The sequence below is a fragment of the Brevibacterium linens genome, from assembly GCF_003999335.1.
GTDB lineage: Bacteria > Actinomycetota > Actinomycetes > Actinomycetales > Brevibacteriaceae > Brevibacterium > Brevibacterium linens.
In genome coordinates, this window is sequence record NZ_CP026734.1 from 3,200,844 (window position 1) to 3,216,940 (window position 16,097).

Here is a 16,097-nt window from a genome sequence, read left to right on the forward strand (position 1 = left end):
ACTGCGCCGGTAGCTTCCGGCGCGCACCGGACCAGGCAGCCACACCGCGCGGCTCACACCGGTCCGGGCAGGTAGTCGAAGGGGTTGATCGTCAGCGGCCACCAAGACATGGCCGCCCCCGACTGGATGACCATGACGGCGAGGATGACGAGCAGCGCGATCACCGCCAAGGCGATGAGGCGACCGAGCTGATTGCGAGTGGCTCCAGAGACGAGCAGACGTGAGCCGAAGCGCAGGCTCGAGGCTCCCGGCCCGACCCACAGCACCAGCGAACCCGCGGCGCCGGCCGCCCACACCGACCATTGTTCGGACGACCCGCTGGGCACGATCCCGGCGATGTCGAGCCGGGTCAGCACGAGCGCGGCAGCAGCGGCGATCGCCGGCAGGATGAGTGAGGCCACCGAGGTCAGGGTCGAGGCCAGCACGGCCCCCGGCGCCGAGGCGAGCGCCCGGAAGAACCCGCCCGAATCGGTTCCGCGGTCGAATCGATACCGCTGGACCTTCCGATCCAGACGCGTGCCGGTGCGGGCGAGAACCGACCAGAGCAGAGCGACGAGGCAGATGACCAGCGGCCCGAGGGGCATGACGGCCACGGCCAGAGCCACGAGTCCGAAGACGACCCAGCCGCCCGACTGCACCCGTCGGTATCCCATCGGCTGCATCGGCTGCCCGCCTGGCTGCATCGGCTGCCCGCCTGGTTGCATCGGCTGTCCACCGGGCTGCATCGGCTGCCCGCCTGGCTGCATCGGCTGCCCGCCGGCCCCCAAGAGCTGACCGCCGGGACCGGGCCGGTCGCCCCACTGCCCCTGACGAGCCAGACCATGCGGACCACCGGGACCGCTCGGCCCGACGAGGTTCTGCCCCTGACCGGGCTGGACGAAGCCGGAACGGCCGAGGTCGGCGCCTGCCATCGGCGATCCCGGACCTGCCTGAATGCCGCCGTTGGGGTTGCTGATCGGCGGCGCGGTCGCCTGCTGCGGGGGCTGGCCATGCATCTGCCCGGGACCATAGCCCGTCCCCTGGCCGGGCCCCGCACTGTAGCCGGGCCCCGCACTGTGGCCGGGCCCCGCACTGTGGCCGGACCCGGCATGACTGGTGGGCCGGCTGGATCCGGGGTACTGCGGCTGCCCGCCTCCAGACGGTCCGGCTCCCGGGTAGCCGGTGCCTGCACCGATAGCCGCACCCCCGAGCGCTGCCCCAGCGGCCCCGGCACCACCGTGCCCAGAAACTTTACGACCGCCGTCGTCATCGACGGCCGGCATCACCGCGGTTCCGCTCGGTGACCGCTGCGGACCACCCGGGCCGGCTCCGCCGCTGGGCCCCGACCCGAGCTGCGGCATCCGCCCGGACTCGATGTCAACGAGAGCGTCGAGGATCATCTGCCCCGACGGTCGGCGTTCGGGCTTCGGGTCGAGGCAGGCGGAGATGAGCGGAGCGAAGTTCTTCGGCGCCCCGTCGAGGTCGAATTTGCCCATGGCCACACGACCGAGCACGGCCTCCAAGGGTCCGGAACCATAGGGGTTGCGGCCCGTGGCGGCGAACGCCATCGTCGCGGCCCACCCCCACCAGTCGGTCTTCTCACTCGAGGCCTTGCCGTCGGCGATCTCCGGGGACAGATAGCCGGGGGTGCCCATGACCAACCCCGTGGCGGTCACGCGCACTTCGTCGGCGACCTGGGCGATGCCGAAGTCGATGACCATCGGCTCTCCGTCCATGATCATCACGTTCGCGGGTTTGAGGTCACGGTGGATGACGCCGGCATCATGGACGGCGTTGAGGGCGTCGAGGAGGGCATGGCCGAAGTGGACGAGCTCATCCTCGGCGAAGGGGCCGTTGTCACGGACATCATCGGACAGGGTCTGCCCGTCGACGAATTCGGTGATGATGAACGGCTGCGCGGAATCGAGCTCCGCGTCGAGGACCTCGGCGATGCGGGGGTGGCGGATCCGGCGCAGGGTGCGGGTCTCGCGAGCCAGACGCTTGCGCGCGGTCTCATCATTGGCGATGTGCGGATGGAGGACCTTGACGGCGACCGGGTGGTTTCCGCCGTCGACACCGAGGTAGACGACACCCATGCCGCCCGAGCCGAGCTCCTCGATGAGGCGGTAGCCTCCCAGTTCCTGATCCATCACCTGGCCAAGCCTAGTCGAGCGAGTAGAGTTCATTCCAAGGACCGACAAAGGAGGAGGCGCAGATGAGCACCGTCGACTCTGCCGAGCCCAGCACCGACACCGCCTTCGGCGACAGCGATTTCGTCGTCGTGGCCAACCGCCTGCCCGTCGACCGTGATCCTCATGATGCGAACCACGGATGGCGTACCTCACCAGGAGGTTTGGTCACCGCGGTGGCTCCCGTGATGAAGGCCCAGGAGGGGGCGTGGATCGGCTGGACGGGCGTCGCCGACGAGGACTTCGAACCCTTCACGATCGACGGCATGCACCTGACCCCGGTGACCCTGACAAGTGAGGATGTCCTCAGGTACTACGAAGGGTTTTCCAACGCCACGCTGTGGCCGCTCTACCACGACGTCATCGTCCCGCCCGAGTACCACCGCACCTGGTGGGATGCGTATGTGCGGGTCAATGAGCGCTTCGCGCACAAGGTCACCGAGGTGGCCGCGGAGTCCGCGACCGTGTGGATCCACGATTATCAGCTCCAGCTGGTCCCGCAGATGGTCCGACGCCTGCGCCCGGACCTCGCGATCGGGTTCTTCAACCACATTCCCTTCCCGCCCTACGAGCTCTTCGCTCAGCTGCCGTGGCGCGACGAGATCCTGCGCGGGCTCCTCGGCGCCGACCTCATCGGGTTCCAGAGGCCGGCGGACGCAGCGAACTTCCGTCGCGCCGTCCGCGGACGTCTGGGATATGCGACGAAGGGGTCGACGGTATCGGTTCCGCCGGGTGACTTCCTCCCGGCCCACCTCGTCCGCGCCGAGTCGTTCCCGATCTCGATCGACACTCCCTATCTCGAGGAGCTCGCCCGCGATCCGAAGATCGTCGAGAGGGCGAAGCAGATCCGCGAGGAGGTCGGCAATCCGCGGGTGGTCATGCTCGGCGTCGACCGGATGGACTACACGAAGGGCATCCGCCACCGACTCAAGGCGTTCGGGGAGCTGCTCGCCGAAGGCCGACTCGATGTCGAAGATGTTGTCCTCATCCAGATCGCGACCCCGTCGCGGGAGCGGCTCGAGCAGTACAAGATCATCCGCCACGACGTCGAACTGGCCGTCGGGCGGATCAACGGAGAGCAGGTCGACGTGGGGTCGATCCCCGTGCGCTACCTCCACCATTCCTATCCGCGCGATGAGATGACGGCGTTCTTCCTCGCCGCCGATGTCATGCTGGTGACCGCTCTGCGCGACGGAATGAACCTTGTTGCCAAGGAGTATGTGGCGTGCCGGAGGCGCGACGACGGCGCTCTCGTGCTCTCCGAATTCACCGGCGCGGCCGAACAGCTCAAGGGCGCGGTGATGGTCAATCCCCACGACATCGCCGACCTCAAAGCGGGAATCCTCGAAGCCGTGCAGATGGACGAGAGGACTCGCACTCGCCGGATGAAGCAGATGCGCAAGAGGGTCGCCACCGACACCGTGAGCCGGTGGTCGAAGAACTTCCTCGCCGAGCTCGAACACATCAAGGACAATCCCGAGGCCATCGTCCCCGAACAGCCCGTGGTGCAGAAGAAGCGGACCGCACCGCCGCCGGACGTGCCGGCGGCCCCGTCCGATCGCGCCGAGCGACCCGATGATGCCGAGTGGACAGACGATATCTCCACCGCCCGCTAGGAGAAGCACAGTGACATCGAAGCCGACCGCGCTCGGTCCTGCCCGCTCCACCCCCGCCGAGGTGGTCCTGCGTGATCTCGCCACCGCCGAATCGCTGCTGCTGGCCTTGGATTTCGATGGGGTGCTCGCACCCCTGCAAGACGATCCGTCGACCTCCCGGATGGTCCCCGAATCGGCTGCGGCCATCGCGGCGCTCGCCGGCCTGCCGCGCACGCGGGTGGCGCTGGTGTCCGGTCGCGATATCGCGACCCTGCGCCGGCTGTCCGCAGCCCCGGACTCGGCGTGGCTGATCGGTTCGCACGGCGCGGAGGCCGAACTCGGAATCGACGCTGACGGTGACGGCGACACTGCTGAGTTCCGGCCTCCCGAACTCACCGCGGCCGAGGCGGACAGACTCGCCGCCATCGATGCTCATCTCGACGCATTCGAACACACGCTGCCGGGCGCCGACGGCTCAGGCGATGCCGACGGTGCCTCGGATTTCCTCATCGAGTCCAAACCCTATTCGCGGACGGTCCATACTCGCGGAATCGCCCCCGAGGCGGCCGCGGCCCTGCACGAGCACGCCACCGAGGTGGTCGAGGAGTTCCCGGACATCCGTGTCATCGAGGGCCACGACATCACCGAACTCGCCGTCAAGCAGGCGACGAAAGGCGATGGCATCCGGCTGCTCGCCCGCGCCGGCGAACCGACGGCAATGGGCTACCTCGGCGACGATGTCACCGATGAGGACGCCTTCGCGGCACTCGACGAACTCACGGACTCCCACGTCCTCGACTCCGGTCTGACCGTCAAGGTCGGGTCCGCGCAGACTCGCGCTGCGTGGCGGATCGCCGACCCTGCAGCTGTGGCCGTACTGCTCGGTCGCCTCGTTGCCGAACGCACGGAATTCCTCCGCACCGTCCACAATTGAGGGCCGTCCACTGCCACGGTCGGGCCGCCTCGGCGGACTCCGCTCGACCCGACTCACCGGTCGGATCCACGTCACGTCAGGGCCGCCTCGGCGAGGATGATTGTCATCGAACCCCGAGGTCAGCGGCGCTGCGGGGGAACGGCACTGGCACGGAGGACGAGGTCCGGGTCGACCGTGTAGTCGACGTGCACGCGCGCGTGCCCGGCGGCGATCATCGCGCGGATCTCGTCGATCGCCGACTGCGCCACGGTCGCCCAGTCGTAGACCACCTGCGAGAGCGGCGGTTGGACGACATCGGCGTCGGGGACATCGCCGACCGTGAGCAGGGACAGGTCGCGGGGCACGTCGAGCCGCAGCCGCTGGGCGGCTTCGAGCAGGCCGAAGGACAGGGACGGGGCGCAGGCGATGACGGCGGTGCAGCGCAGGTCGAGCAGCTCCTCGGCGGCGGCGACTCCGGCCATGGCTCCGCCGGCGGCCTCGACGACGGGGGCCTGATCACGGGTGGCGGGGATGTGGAGGATTCCGGCCATCGATCTGCGGAAGCCGGCGATGCGAGCCGGGGCCGCCGAATCGCGCAGCACTGCGAGTCCGATGCGTCTGTGGCCGAGGTGGACGAGGTGGGCCACTGCGGTCTCGATTCCGCCGGTCGCATCGAGGTAGATGCGCGAGATCCCGTCGTCGTGGCGGGCATTCGAGATGCGGATGAGCGGCAGTCCGCGTTCGGCGAGCATTCCCGCGAGCACACCGGCGGCACCACCGCCGACGACGATGGCTCCTGAGATCGCAGGCCCGCCGTGTTCGCTGCCGAGGATGGTCTCGAGCAGAGCCGCGTTGCGTTCGGCGATGGCCTCGATGTGGACGACGGCGATGCCGAGTCCGAACATCCGGTTCGTCAGGATCTCCGCCAGCCGCGAATACGGGTCGACATTTCCCGCGGACACCGCGGGTTTGATGAGCGCGATGAGCGACGAACCGGCACCGTCCCCGGCGCCTGTCGTCGGGGACTGCCCGGTGGCGCCGAGGATCGCCAGCGCCTGCCGCACCTTCGCGAGAGAGGCGGCCGAGACCGATTCGGGGTCACGCAGGGCCCGTGAGGCGGTGGCCTTCGAGACCCCGGCGGTGCCGGCGATCTCGGCGAGGCGGACGTGCCGGTGCTCGGGCGGCTGATCGTTCATCGGCGGGCCGCCGTCGTCGAGGTTCGGGCGACGAGTCGGGGACGGAACACCGGCGGCACCGAGGGCAGACCCGTCGTCGAGATCCGCAGCGTCTGCAGGGTCGCCGCGATGAGGGCGTTCGACAGTCCCTCGACGTCGAGGCCGAGGACCGTGGCCGGAGGGCCCGTGAACTTCATCGTCGGGGAATCGCCGAACCCGACGACCGACATGTCCCGCGGCACCTGCAGATGCCGATTCCGCAGACCGTGCAGGGCGCCGTGCAGCTGCAGAGCCGATTGGACGATCACTGCTGTGCACGTGGCATCCTTGAGCTCGAGCACCGCACGCGACCCGCCGGAGAACGACTTCGGCACCCGTGAGATCCAGTCCTCCAGGTGGAGCCCGAGATTCCTGGCGGGATGTTCGGCCAAGAAGCGGCGGATGAGCTGGACGGCCAGCTCACCGCTGTCATTGCAGATCAGCCCGATCCTCCGGTGTCCGATCGCCCGCAGATGTTCGAACGCTGTGGTCATCCCCCCGCCGAGGTCGAGCCGCGCTGCGATGACATCGGCACTTCCCGGCCCGGTTCCGGGCGTACCCGCCACGGAAACTTCAGTCCCGGACGTGACGGCCTCCTCGGCGGCGGACTGTTCGGCGACGCGGATGCAGGGGATCTCCGTGTTCAGGCTCGTCATCGTCGTGGTCACCAGAGCTACGGCGCCGGCGTCGATCGCGGTCTGCAGCGGTTCCGGATCGGTCTCGACCAGCGGACGGGTGACGAGGAGATCGTGATCCTGCAGGGCCTTGGTCACACGGGTGCAGACCTGGACCTGCCAATGTTCGGGATTGCCGGGGGCGCTGACGGCCACGAGCCGCCTCGGCGCATCATGGAGCAGGGTCGACCGCGAATAGCCGAGCTCGTTCATCGCCTCCAGCACCCTCGCCCGGGTCGACTCGGCGACGGCACCGCGGCGGCCGAGCACGCGGGAGACCGTGGCCAGAGAGACCCCGGCCCGGGCGGCGACCTCGTCCAACGTGACCTTCATAGACGTCAGTCTACTTTCGCCCCACGGTATGCGTCGGCGCAGCCGACGGGGTGGACGCCGCGGTATGCGTCGGCGCACAGCCAGCGTGCTGAGAATCACTCTACGCATTGTCGAATTCACAGAGCACCCCAACCTTCCACCCCTTAGGATGAGAGTGACTGAGCATCCCTGCCAGGTCACCGACGACCAGCTGCTCACGGAGTTATTCAGAAGTTTTAGGAGGACTTATGTCAACGGTGTCGTTGAATGGCCTCAGTCATGTCTACGAGAACACGACGTCCGAATCCGTCCACCCGTTCAATCTCTTCGTCGATGACGGCGAGTTCCTCGTCCTCTACGGTCCCGCCGCGTCGGGCAAGTCGACGATCCTGCGGATGCTCCACGGCCTGGAGACCCCGAAGACCGGCACCATCCTCATCGACGGCGCCGATATCACCCACGCCGCCGTCAACGACCGCGATGTCACTTTGGCGCTGGAGAGCTACGCGCTCTACCCGCATCTGAGCGTGCGCGACAATCTCGGCTTTGCGCTGCGCGTCGACGGTCTGCCCGCCGATGAGATCCAAGAGCGCGTCGAATCCGTGATGGACAAGATTGGGCTCAGCGACATCCTCGACTCGGTTCCCGGCGACCTCACTCAGCTGCAGCGCCAGACCGTGGCCCTGGCCCGCGCCGTGGTCCGCCGGCCCAAGGTGCTCATCATGGACGAGCCCGTGGTCAACCTCGTCCCCGAACAGCAGACGGAGACCCTGTCGCTGATCAAGGACCTGCAGCAGGAATTCGGGCTGACGACGATCTATGCCACCTCCGATCTCGAGGATGCGAAGGTCCTCGGCGACCGGATCGCGTTCCTCGACCACGGACGTCTGATCGGGGTGGAGACACCCGACCTCGCCGAGGCGCTCGCGGCCTCGGTCTCCGACTCGGACTCCTGAGCCGTGCCGGGAACCCTGCCCCCGCCGGACCCGTCCTCACACCCTGCACCGTCGACGTCGGTCGGCGCGGCCGCATCGGTCGGTGCGGCCGCATCGGTCGGCGCGAGCGCACCGGAGATCCACACGGTCCGGAACGCCGATCATGCGGCCCTGGCCGAACTCCCCTGGCATCTGCCGCTGGCTCAGTGGCCGGAGACGCTGCTGGGCGGTCTGCCCCGCGGAATCTCCCGCCACGTCGTGCGCTATGTCGAGATCGGAGACGAAGTGCTTGCGATCAAGGAGACCGACGACGCGCAGGCCACGCGTGAGTTCGACATCCTCGGTGCGCTCGGCAACCTCGACGTCCCCCTCGTCGAGGCCCGCGCCGTCGTCGGCGGCCGCCGGACCGCATCGGGCGAGGCGCTCAAGGGCGCCCTCATCACCGCCTATCTCGAGTTCTCCCTGCCCTACCGCGCACTGTTCTCCCGGGACCTGGCCGAGGACACCGGCGGTCGCCTCGTCGACGCTCTGGCGGTCCTGCTCGTCCGCCTCCACCTCGTCGGCTTCTACTGGGGAGACGTGTCGCTGTCGAACACGCTCTTCCGCCGCGACGCCGACGCCTACGCCGCCTATGTCGTCGACGCCGAGACCGGCGAGCTGCACGACCAGCTCTCCGACGGGCAGCGGAACATGGACCTGCGGATCGCGCGGATGAACATCGCCGGGGACTTCCTCGATCTGCAGGCCGCGGGACTCGTCGCTCCCGAGACCGATCCGCTCGCGGCCGGTGAGCGACTGTGCGAGTCCTACAACGCCCTGTGGGCGGAGCTGACCCGGGTCGAGGAATTCAGCGTCAGCGAACGCTGGCGCATCGACGAACGCATCCGCCGCCTCAACGACCTGGGCTTCGACCTGGGCGAGCTGACCGTGACGACCGATATCGACGGCATCAGCCTGCTCGTGTCCCCGAAGGTCGTCGAACCCAACCACCATTCGAGGCGTCTGCTGCGACTGACCGGGATCGGCGCGAACGAGAACCAGGCGCGGGCGATGCTCAACGACCTCGACTCGTTCCGCTCGGCCCCCGAGATCGCCGAAGTCGACGAACTCGACGAATCCCAGGCCGCCCGCCGATGGCTCGACGAAGTGTACAAACCCCTCATCCAGGCGATCCCGGAGAACCTCACCCGCAAACTCGAACCCGGGCAGATCTTCTACGAGTTCGCCGAGCACCGCCGCACCATGGCTCGCGCCCGCCAACGCGACATCCCCACGATGGAGGCCATCGCCTACTTCATCGTCGACGTAGCGAACCTCCCCGACGAGATCCGCTACGTCGACAGCGAGAAGTTCTGACGCTCCCACCTCAGCCGATGTTCCACAAGGTGAAACGGGCACGGCGGGGCCGCCTCGGCGGGCATACCTTGGAAGTCCACGGAGCGACACCGGTGTCGCTCCGGAACCGAACCCCGCCCGGAAGGATTCCCGATGTCGACGAACGAGCCGATGCCCACGAACGAGAACAACCCGTCGATCCCGTCCCTGTTCGACGTGAGCGGCCGCACGGCCGTCGTCGTCGGGGCCGGCTCCGGACTGGGGCAGGCCAGCGCGATCGGGCTGGCCGATGCGGGGGCGCACGTCGTCGTCGCCGATCTCAACCTCGCCGGCGCCGAGGAGACAGCCGAACTCATCGCCGCCCGTCGCACGAGATCGGCTGCGCACGGTGCCGCGGATGGCGGATCCGGGGCCAGGTCCGCCTCGGCGGTGGCCGTGGACATCACGGACACGGCGTCCGTCGACGCGCTCGTGGACGCATGGGCCGATGCCGAGGTTCTCGTCATCACCCCCGGGGCGAATGTGCGCAAACGACTGACGGACACCTCCGATGACGAGTTCGACCGGGTCATCGACATCAATCTCAAGGGCACCTACCGGCTGATGCGCGGGTTCGGCCGTGAGATGGGCGAGCGCGGTCGCGGCTCGATCGTCACCTACGCCTCGTTCCGGGCACTGGCCATCGAACCCGGGCAGGGACTGTACGCGGCGGCCAAGGCCGGGGTGGTGCAGCTGACGAAGACGATGGCCAGTGAGCTCGGAGGCAAGGGCGTGCGCGTCAATGCGATCCTGCCCGGGCCCTTCGACACGCCCCTGACCCAGCAGATCAAGGCCGACGGGAAGTGGTGGGACGCGTACGCGGACAAGACCGCTCTGGGCCGGTGGGGTCGCCTGCACGAGATCGCCGGGCCCGTCCTCTTCCTCGCCTCGGACGCATCGAGCTATGTCACCGGCCACTCGCAGCTCGTCGACGGCGGCTGGATGGCCCAGGACGGACGATTCACCCCCGACGTGTGAGACCTCTGCCGTGTGAGATCGACGACGCCGCGGGACGGTTTCGCCCGTGATCACGGGGAGCCCGGCGAGACAATATTCATAGCCATGCAAGAATATTCATATGACCGTTTCGCACACACCGCCCACCCCGCCGACGCACACTCCCACCGGAGTGCTGCGGCAGCTGGGGCGACGCAAGTCGATCAGCGCCATGACCGCCGAGGCCCACACCGATGCGCAGTCCGCACAGCAGGGTGGGCTGCGGCGGACCTTCGGCGTCTTCCAGCTGACGATGATCAGCGTCGGGGCCACCCTGGGCACGGGAATCCTCGTCATCCTCGGCGAGGCAGTGCCTGTGGCCGGCCCGGCCGTCTGGCTCGCCTTCGTCCTCGCCGGAATCACGGCGCTGCTGTCGGCGGTCAGCTACGCCGAGATGGCGGGAATGGTGCCGGTGTCCGGGTCGAGCTACTCGTATTCCTATGCCACTCTGGGTGAGGGCGTCGCCTGGGTCTGCGGCTGGTGCCTCGTCCTCGAATACGCGGTCTCGATCGCCGCGGTCGCCGTTGGCGCCGCCGACTACGTCAACGAGACCCTGCGCGTATTCGGCCTCGAGCTGCCGGCGTCCCTGACCACGGGACCGGGCCTGGCCGAGAATCCGGAGGGGATCATCAACGTCTCGGCGCTTGTCGTCGTGGCCCTGGCGACCGTGCTGCTCATGCGCGGCGCCCGCGAATCCGGTGTCGTCAACACCGTCCTCGTGTTCGTCAAGATCGGCATCCTCGTTTTCTTCTCCGTCGTCGCGTTCACCGCGTTCAAGGCCGGCAACTTCGCGCCGATGCTGCCGATGGGCGCCGCCGGTGTCACCGCGGCCGCCTCCAGCGTGTTCTTCTCGTACATCGGCTTCGATGCTGCGTCCACAGCCGGTGAGGAAGCGAAGAATCCGCGCCGGGACCTGCCGCGGGCGATCATCTTCTCCATGCTCATCGTCACCTCGATGTACGTCCTCGTCGCCGTCACAGCGATCGGGGCACGGCAGTGGCAGTGGTTCGACGGCGCTCACGCTCCGCTGGTGCAGATCGTCGAGGAGATCACCGGGTCGAATATCGCGGTGCTGGCCTTCGCCGTGGCCGCGGTGCTCGCGATCTTCTCCGTCGTCATCACCGTGCTCTACGGTCAGTCGCGGATCCTGCTGACGATGGCACGGGACGGCATGGTGCCGAAGATCTTCGGTGTCGTCTCCCAGCGCACCGGCACTCCCCTGATCGGCACTCTCATCGTCGGCGGCCTCGTGGCCGTCACGGCGGCGCTCATTCCGCTCGGCGAACTCGCCGATGCCACGAGCATCGGCACCCTGTTCGCGTTCTGCCTGGTCAATATCGCCGTCATCTACCTGCGTTTCAAGCGCCCTGACCTCGACCGTTCGTTCAAGGTTCCGTTCGGGCCGGTCGTCCCCGCGCTGGGAGCCGTGGCGTGTGCGTTCCTCATGGTCAACCTCGGCGGGCGGACGTGGATCGTCTTCGGTGTGTGGATGGCCGTCGGCGCCATCGTCTATCTCACCTACAGCCGCCGCCACTCGACGGTCGGGGCCATGGACGAGGCAACGTACCGCGCCACCCTCTGATTGCTACCTGACGGCGGCCCAGCAACCTCGCGCGAGGTTGCTGGGCCGCCGTCAGGTAGTAATTGGGGGTTTTCAGGGGCGGCGGGCTCGTGCCACCTCGTAGAGGGAGACCGCTGCGGCGATGCCGGCGTTGAGCGACTCGGTGGTCGCAGCGATCGGGATCGACACGATCTGGTCGCACTTCTCCGAGATGAGCCGCGACAGACCCTTGCCTTCGGAGCCGACGACGATGCACAGCGGGTCGCGGGTGAAGGTCAGTTCGGGCAGCTCGACGTCACCGTCCATGTCGAGGCCGACGACGAAGACATTCTGCTTTTTCAGCTCATCGATCGCCCTGGCCAGGTTGACCACCTGTGCCACGCGGATGCGTGAAGCGGCACCGGCGGAAGTCTTCCACGCCGCGGCCGTCATCGAGGCGGCGCGACGCTCCGGGATGATCACACCGTGACCACCGAAGGCCGCCGTCGACCGGACGATGGCACCGAGGTTGCGCGGATCCGTGATCCCGTCGAGGGCCACGAGCAGCGGAGTCTCGGCTCGTTCGGCCGCGAATTCGAGCAGGTCGGCGGGGTCGGCATAGTCGTACGGCGGAACCTGCAGGGCGATCCCCTGGTGGATCGCGTCGTCGGTGAGCCGGTCGAGGTCGGCCTTGCTCGCTTCGAGCATCGAGATTCCGCGCTGCGTCGCCAGAGTGATGGATTCGCGCACCCGATCGTCGGAGTCGATGCGACCGGAGACGTACATCGCGGTGGCCGGAACACCTTCGCGCAGAGCCTCGAGGACCGAATTGCGTCCGGCGACCATATTCGGTCCGAGCTCCTTCTTCTTCCGCTTCGCCTGCGCCGAGGCGTTCGAACTCTTGCGCTGCTGCGCGGCCTTGTGCGCCTTGTGATAGACGCGGTCCTCGGCCTTGGGCGTCGGCCCCTTGCCGCGCAGGCCGCGCCTGTTCTTGCCGCCCGACCCCTTGGTCGGGCCCTTCTTCGATCCGCCGGAGCGGGGATTGGAAGCCATGTATTTCCTATCGGATGCGTTGGGGTCGCGAGCTCATGCCCGTGACCTAAATTCGTCGACCTCAGCCCTCGCCGAGGTGGTAGCGGTACCCGTCGGCCGTGTCCTCGATGATGACGCCGGCCGCGGCCAGCTCGTCACGCAGCGCGTCGGCGGTGGCGAAGTCCTTCTCCGCTTTCGCCTCGGCCCGCCGTGCGGCCATGGTGGCCACGAGGGAGTCGAGCGCGGACTCCGCCTTGGCATCGCTCGCCGATCCGGCCCAGACAGCGGCGCTGGGATTGACTCCGAGGATGTCGAGCATGAGCTCCACCTCGGCGACGATTCGCGTCAGCTCCGCTCGGTCGCTGCCGGAGTCGAGGAGCTTCGCTCCCTCGCTCACGGAGGCGAAGACGACCGACAGCGCCCGCGGCACACCGAGGTCGTCGTCGAGGGCGGCGGCGAATTCGGCAGGTACGTCGACGCTGCGTGAAGCGTAGGAGTCGCTGACGTCCGGCAGCGCCGGCGCGTCCGCCCCGAGTGCCTGGCGGGCGCGCTGGAGGAAGTTCTGAAGCCGCTCGAGCGAGGCCGCCGAGCGTTCCATCGCCTCGTCCGAGAAGTCGAGGATCGACCGGTAGCTGGCGCCGGTGAGGAAGTAGCGCACGGCCAGCGGGCTGAACGTGTCGAACAGGTCGGAGGCGAAGACAGAGTTGCCCAGAGACTTCGACATCTTGTCCCCGCCCACATTGAGCAGGCCGGAGTGCATCCAGATGTTCGCGAACTGGTCGCCGGCCGCTCGGGACTGGGCGAGCTCGTTCTCGTGGTGCGGGAACCGCAGGTCGAGTCCGCCGCCGTGGATGTCGAAGTTCGACCCCAGGTACTTCGTCGACATGGCCGAGCACTCGATGTGCCAGCCCGGGCGGCCCCGTCCCCACGGCGACGGCCACGAGGCGGTGATCGGCTCGGAGTCCTTGTGCGACTTCCACAGCGCGAAGTCCCTGGCGTCCTTCTTCCCGCGCAGCTCGGCCCCTTCGGACAGTTCCATGTCCTCGAGCTTCTGGTTCGTCAGTGCCCCGTATTCGCTCCACGAGGCGGCGTCGAAGTAGACATCGGCGCTGCCGTCGAGCGCGGGGTAGGCATGACCGGCCTCGATGAGGCGGGAGATGAGTTCGATCATCTCGGTGATGTGCCCCGTCGCGCGGGGTTCGCTGCTCGGTGGCAGCACATCGAGCGCATCGTAGGCGGCGGTGAAGGCGCGTTCGTACTTATACGCGTGAGCGAACCATTCCCGCCCCTCCTCGACGGACTTCGACAGGATCTTGTCGTCGATGTCGGTGACGTTGCGGATCATGGTCACCCGGTAGCCGCTGTAGAGCAGCCAGCGGCGCAGAGTGTCGAACACCGACGCCGAGCGCAGGTGGCCGATATGCGGTTCGCCCTGCACCGTGGCACCACAGACGTAGATACCGACCTGACCGTCGTTGACGGGACGCAGTTCTTCGGTCGTGCGGCTGGCGGTGTTGTAGAGCGAGATAGTCACGCCCCCAAGTCTACCGGGCATGGCAGATTTCCCGGTTTGCCATTATTCGACACACGACTGTTATGCGCATCACGTGACGACGGGCACGTTGCCCAGCGTTTTCACAGTAAACTGGAGCCAAGCATTGAAGCCGCAGCAAGAGACTCGTTCTCACATCACGGACTTCACATCGGACCACCGGTCTCACAGACGAAACTTCGGTGGCCACACTCGGTCGCGATGATCCGCGGCCAGTCAAGAAAGGACATCATGTCACCCACGTCATCACCCCGGAGGGAGGTCTTCGTCTCCCGCGGCGCGTTCATCTTCGCGGCCATCGGTTCGGCGGTCGGCCTCGGCAACATCTGGCGCTTCCCGTATGTCACCTACGAGAACGGCGGCGGCGCCTTCCTCATCCCCTACCTCGTCGCTCTGCTGACAGCAGGCATCCCGCTGCTGTTCTTCTACTACGCGATGGGCCACCGGTCTCGCGGATCGGCTCCGCTGGCCTACCGGATGACCCACCGAGCCGCCGAGCCCATCGGTTGGTTCGCCACCGGAATCGCGATCATCATCGGCATCTACTACGCCGCCATCATCGGCTGGGCCGGCTCCTATATGTTCTTCTCGCTGAGCGAGGCCTGGGGCGATGACGCGGAGGGCTTCCTCTTCGGCGAGTACCTCAAGCTCGCAGACCCCGGCATCTCCTTCGAATTCGTCCCCGGCGTGCTCATCCCGCTCATCATCGTGTGGGCCATCGTCCTCGGCATCCTCCTGCTCGGTGTGCAGAACGGCATCGCACGGTTCTCGAAGATCTTCATCCCGCTGCTCATCGTCCTCTTCCTCGCCCTCGTCGTCCGGTCGCTGTTCCTGCCCGGCGCCGCGGAGGGACTGAATGCGCTGTTCACCCCCGACTTCTCGGCACTGACAGATCACAAGGTGTGGATCGCGGCGTACGGTCAGATCTTCTTCTCTCTGTCCATCGCCTTCGGCATCATGATCACCTATGCCTCCTACCTGAAGAAGAAGACGAACCTCACCGGCTCCGGTCTCGTCGTCGGCTTCTCGAACTCGGCGTTCGAGATCCTCGCCGGCATCGGAATCTTCGCGGCCCTCGGGTTCATGGCCTCTGCGCAGGGCGTCGAGGTCTCCGAGGTGGCATCGTCGGGCATCGGCCTGGCCTTCGTCGGCTTCCCGACGCTGATCTCCCAGATGCCCGGCGGAGCGATCTTCGGATTCGTCTTCTTCGCCTGCCTCGTCTTCGCCGGTCTGACCTCTCTGATCTCGATCGTGCAGGTCCCGATCCAGGCTCTGCGGGACAAGTTCCGTCTCAGCAACAAGACCTCGACGGCGACCGTCGGCGGAGCGATGGCGATCGTCTCGCTGGTGCTCATGCCCACGGTGACCGGACTCTACGCACTCGACACCATGGATGCCTGGGCGAACAACATCGGCATCGTCGGCTCGGCCGTCCTCGCGATCGTCGTCGTCGCATGGCTGCTGGGCAAGCTGCCGGTGTTCAAGCGTCACCTCAACGCAGTCTCGAGCTTCAAGCTCGGGTGGACCTGGATGATCCTCATCTCGATCACCGGTGTGGTGCTCGCCTACATGCTCGTCACACAGATCATCACCTACGCCACCGACGGCTACGAGGACTACCCGGCCGTCATCATCGGCACCTACGGCTGGGGCATGATCGCTCTGCTCGTCGTCGCCTCCATCGTCCTCACACTGGTCAGATGGCCGAAGAAGACGATCGACGACATGAACGAGGCGATCGCCGACTCCGTAGCCGAAGAGAACCTCCGCAACGAGACCAAGGGAGTCTGAC

The 16,097-nt window shown here is 67.3% G+C and carries 12 protein-coding genes; 7 read left to right on the forward strand and 5 right to left on the reverse strand.

The window, feature by feature from the left end:
- Positions 1 to 53 precede the first annotated feature (53 nt).
- On the reverse strand, positions 54 to 2,129 hold the full coding sequence (locus tag CXR29_RS14485; RefSeq protein WP_127365348.1) for a serine/threonine protein kinase: 2,076 nt from the start codon (positions 2,127 to 2,129) through the stop codon (positions 54 to 56).
- 65 nt (positions 2,130 to 2,194) lie between these two features.
- Between CXR29_RS14485 and CXR29_RS14490 the strand changes: the two genes are divergently transcribed.
- Positions 2,195 to 3,784 carry an alpha,alpha-trehalose-phosphate synthase (UDP-forming) gene (locus CXR29_RS14490; RefSeq protein WP_101554628.1) on the forward strand — a complete coding sequence of 530 codons (1,590 nt, stop codon included), beginning with the start codon at positions 2,195 to 2,197 and terminating at the stop codon, positions 3,782 to 3,784.
- Positions 3,785 to 3,794: 10 nt separating this feature from the next.
- Positions 3,795 to 4,697, forward strand: a complete 903-nt coding sequence (locus CXR29_RS14495) for a trehalose-phosphatase (RefSeq protein ID WP_164742841.1) — start codon at positions 3,795 to 3,797, stop codon at positions 4,695 to 4,697.
- Between the two features lie 119 nt (positions 4,698 to 4,816).
- Here the strand turns inward: CXR29_RS14495 and CXR29_RS14500 are convergent, their stop codons facing one another.
- On the reverse strand, positions 4,817 to 5,872 hold the full coding sequence (locus CXR29_RS14500) for a substrate-binding domain-containing protein (RefSeq protein WP_127364915.1): 1,056 nt from the start codon (positions 5,870 to 5,872) through the stop codon (positions 4,817 to 4,819).
- Positions 5,869 to 6,897: a LacI family DNA-binding transcriptional regulator gene (locus CXR29_RS14505; protein ID WP_127364916.1), complete on the reverse strand. Its 1,029-nt coding sequence runs from the start codon at positions 6,895 to 6,897 to the stop codon at positions 5,869 to 5,871. Before CXR29_RS14505 ends, CXR29_RS14500 begins: the two co-directional genes overlap by 4 nt.
- A gap of 227 nt (positions 6,898 to 7,124) precedes the next feature.
- Between CXR29_RS14505 and CXR29_RS14510 the strand changes: the two genes are divergently transcribed.
- The 4 genes from CXR29_RS14510 (at position 7,125) to CXR29_RS14525 (ending at position 11,763) form a co-directional block, all read left to right on the forward strand.
- Positions 7,125 to 7,832, forward strand: coding sequence for an ABC transporter ATP-binding protein (locus CXR29_RS14510; protein WP_241241471.1), 708 nt, complete (start codon positions 7,125 to 7,127; stop codon positions 7,830 to 7,832).
- 3 nt (positions 7,833 to 7,835) lie between these two features.
- Positions 7,836 to 9,167, forward strand: a complete 1,332-nt coding sequence (locus tag CXR29_RS14515; protein ID WP_241241472.1) for a DUF4032 domain-containing protein — start codon at positions 7,836 to 7,838, stop codon at positions 9,165 to 9,167.
- 132 nt (positions 9,168 to 9,299) lie between these two features.
- Positions 9,300 to 10,163, forward strand: coding sequence for an SDR family NAD(P)-dependent oxidoreductase (locus CXR29_RS14520; RefSeq protein ID WP_241241473.1), 864 nt, complete (start codon positions 9,300 to 9,302; stop codon positions 10,161 to 10,163).
- Positions 10,164 to 10,263: 100 nt separating this feature from the next.
- Positions 10,264 to 11,763 carry an amino acid permease gene (locus CXR29_RS14525; RefSeq protein ID WP_127364917.1) on the forward strand — a complete coding sequence of 500 codons (1,500 nt, stop codon included), beginning with the start codon at positions 10,264 to 10,266 and terminating at the stop codon, positions 11,761 to 11,763.
- A gap of 72 nt (positions 11,764 to 11,835) precedes the next feature.
- Here CXR29_RS14525 and rlmB read toward each other — a convergent pair whose 3' ends face one another.
- Positions 11,836 to 12,774 carry a 23S rRNA (guanosine(2251)-2'-O)-methyltransferase RlmB gene (gene rlmB, locus CXR29_RS14530; RefSeq protein WP_127364918.1) on the reverse strand — a complete coding sequence of 313 codons (939 nt, stop codon included), beginning with the start codon at positions 12,772 to 12,774 and terminating at the stop codon, positions 11,836 to 11,838.
- 61 nt (positions 12,775 to 12,835) lie between these two features.
- Positions 12,836 to 14,287 carry a cysteine--tRNA ligase gene (gene cysS, locus CXR29_RS14535; protein WP_127364919.1) on the reverse strand — a complete coding sequence of 484 codons (1,452 nt, stop codon included), beginning with the start codon at positions 14,285 to 14,287 and terminating at the stop codon, positions 12,836 to 12,838.
- A gap of 249 nt (positions 14,288 to 14,536) precedes the next feature.
- Between cysS and CXR29_RS14540 the strand changes: the two genes are divergently transcribed.
- Entirely contained in the window at positions 14,537 to 16,096 is a 1,560-nt protein-coding gene (locus CXR29_RS14540) for a sodium-dependent transporter (RefSeq protein ID WP_127364920.1), read from the forward strand.
- The last annotated feature ends 1 nt before the right edge of the window (position 16,097 follow it).

What these genes read in the sequence shown, in the direction of transcription:
- CXR29_RS14485 (WP_127365348.1), bottom strand. Translation starts at nt 2,129, where the DNA reads ATGGATCAGGAACTGGGAGGCTACCGCCTCATCGAGGAGCTCGGCTCG.
- CXR29_RS14490 (WP_101554628.1), top strand. Translation starts at nt 2,195, where the DNA reads ATGAGCACCGTCGACTCTGCCGAGCCCAGCACCGACACCGCCTTCGGC.
- CXR29_RS14500 (WP_127364915.1), bottom strand. Translation starts at nt 5,872, where the DNA reads ATGAACGATCAGCCGCCCGAGCACCGGCACGTCCGCCTCGCCGAGATC.
- CXR29_RS14505 (WP_127364916.1), bottom strand. Translation starts at nt 6,897, where the DNA reads ATGAAGGTCACGTTGGACGAGGTCGCCGCCCGGGCCGGGGTCTCTCTG.
- CXR29_RS14510 (WP_241241471.1), top strand. Translation starts at nt 7,125, where the DNA reads ATGTCAACGGTGTCGTTGAATGGCCTCAGTCATGTCTACGAGAACACG.
- CXR29_RS14520 (WP_241241473.1), top strand. Translation starts at nt 9,300, where the DNA reads ATGTCGACGAACGAGCCGATGCCCACGAACGAGAACAACCCGTCGATC.
- CXR29_RS14525 (WP_127364917.1), top strand. Translation starts at nt 10,264, where the DNA reads ATGACCGTTTCGCACACACCGCCCACCCCGCCGACGCACACTCCCACC.
- rlmB (WP_127364918.1), bottom strand. Translation starts at nt 12,774, where the DNA reads ATGGCTTCCAATCCCCGCTCCGGCGGATCGAAGAAGGGCCCGACCAAG.
- CXR29_RS14540 (WP_127364920.1), top strand. Translation starts at nt 14,537, where the DNA reads ATGTCACCCACGTCATCACCCCGGAGGGAGGTCTTCGTCTCCCGCGGC.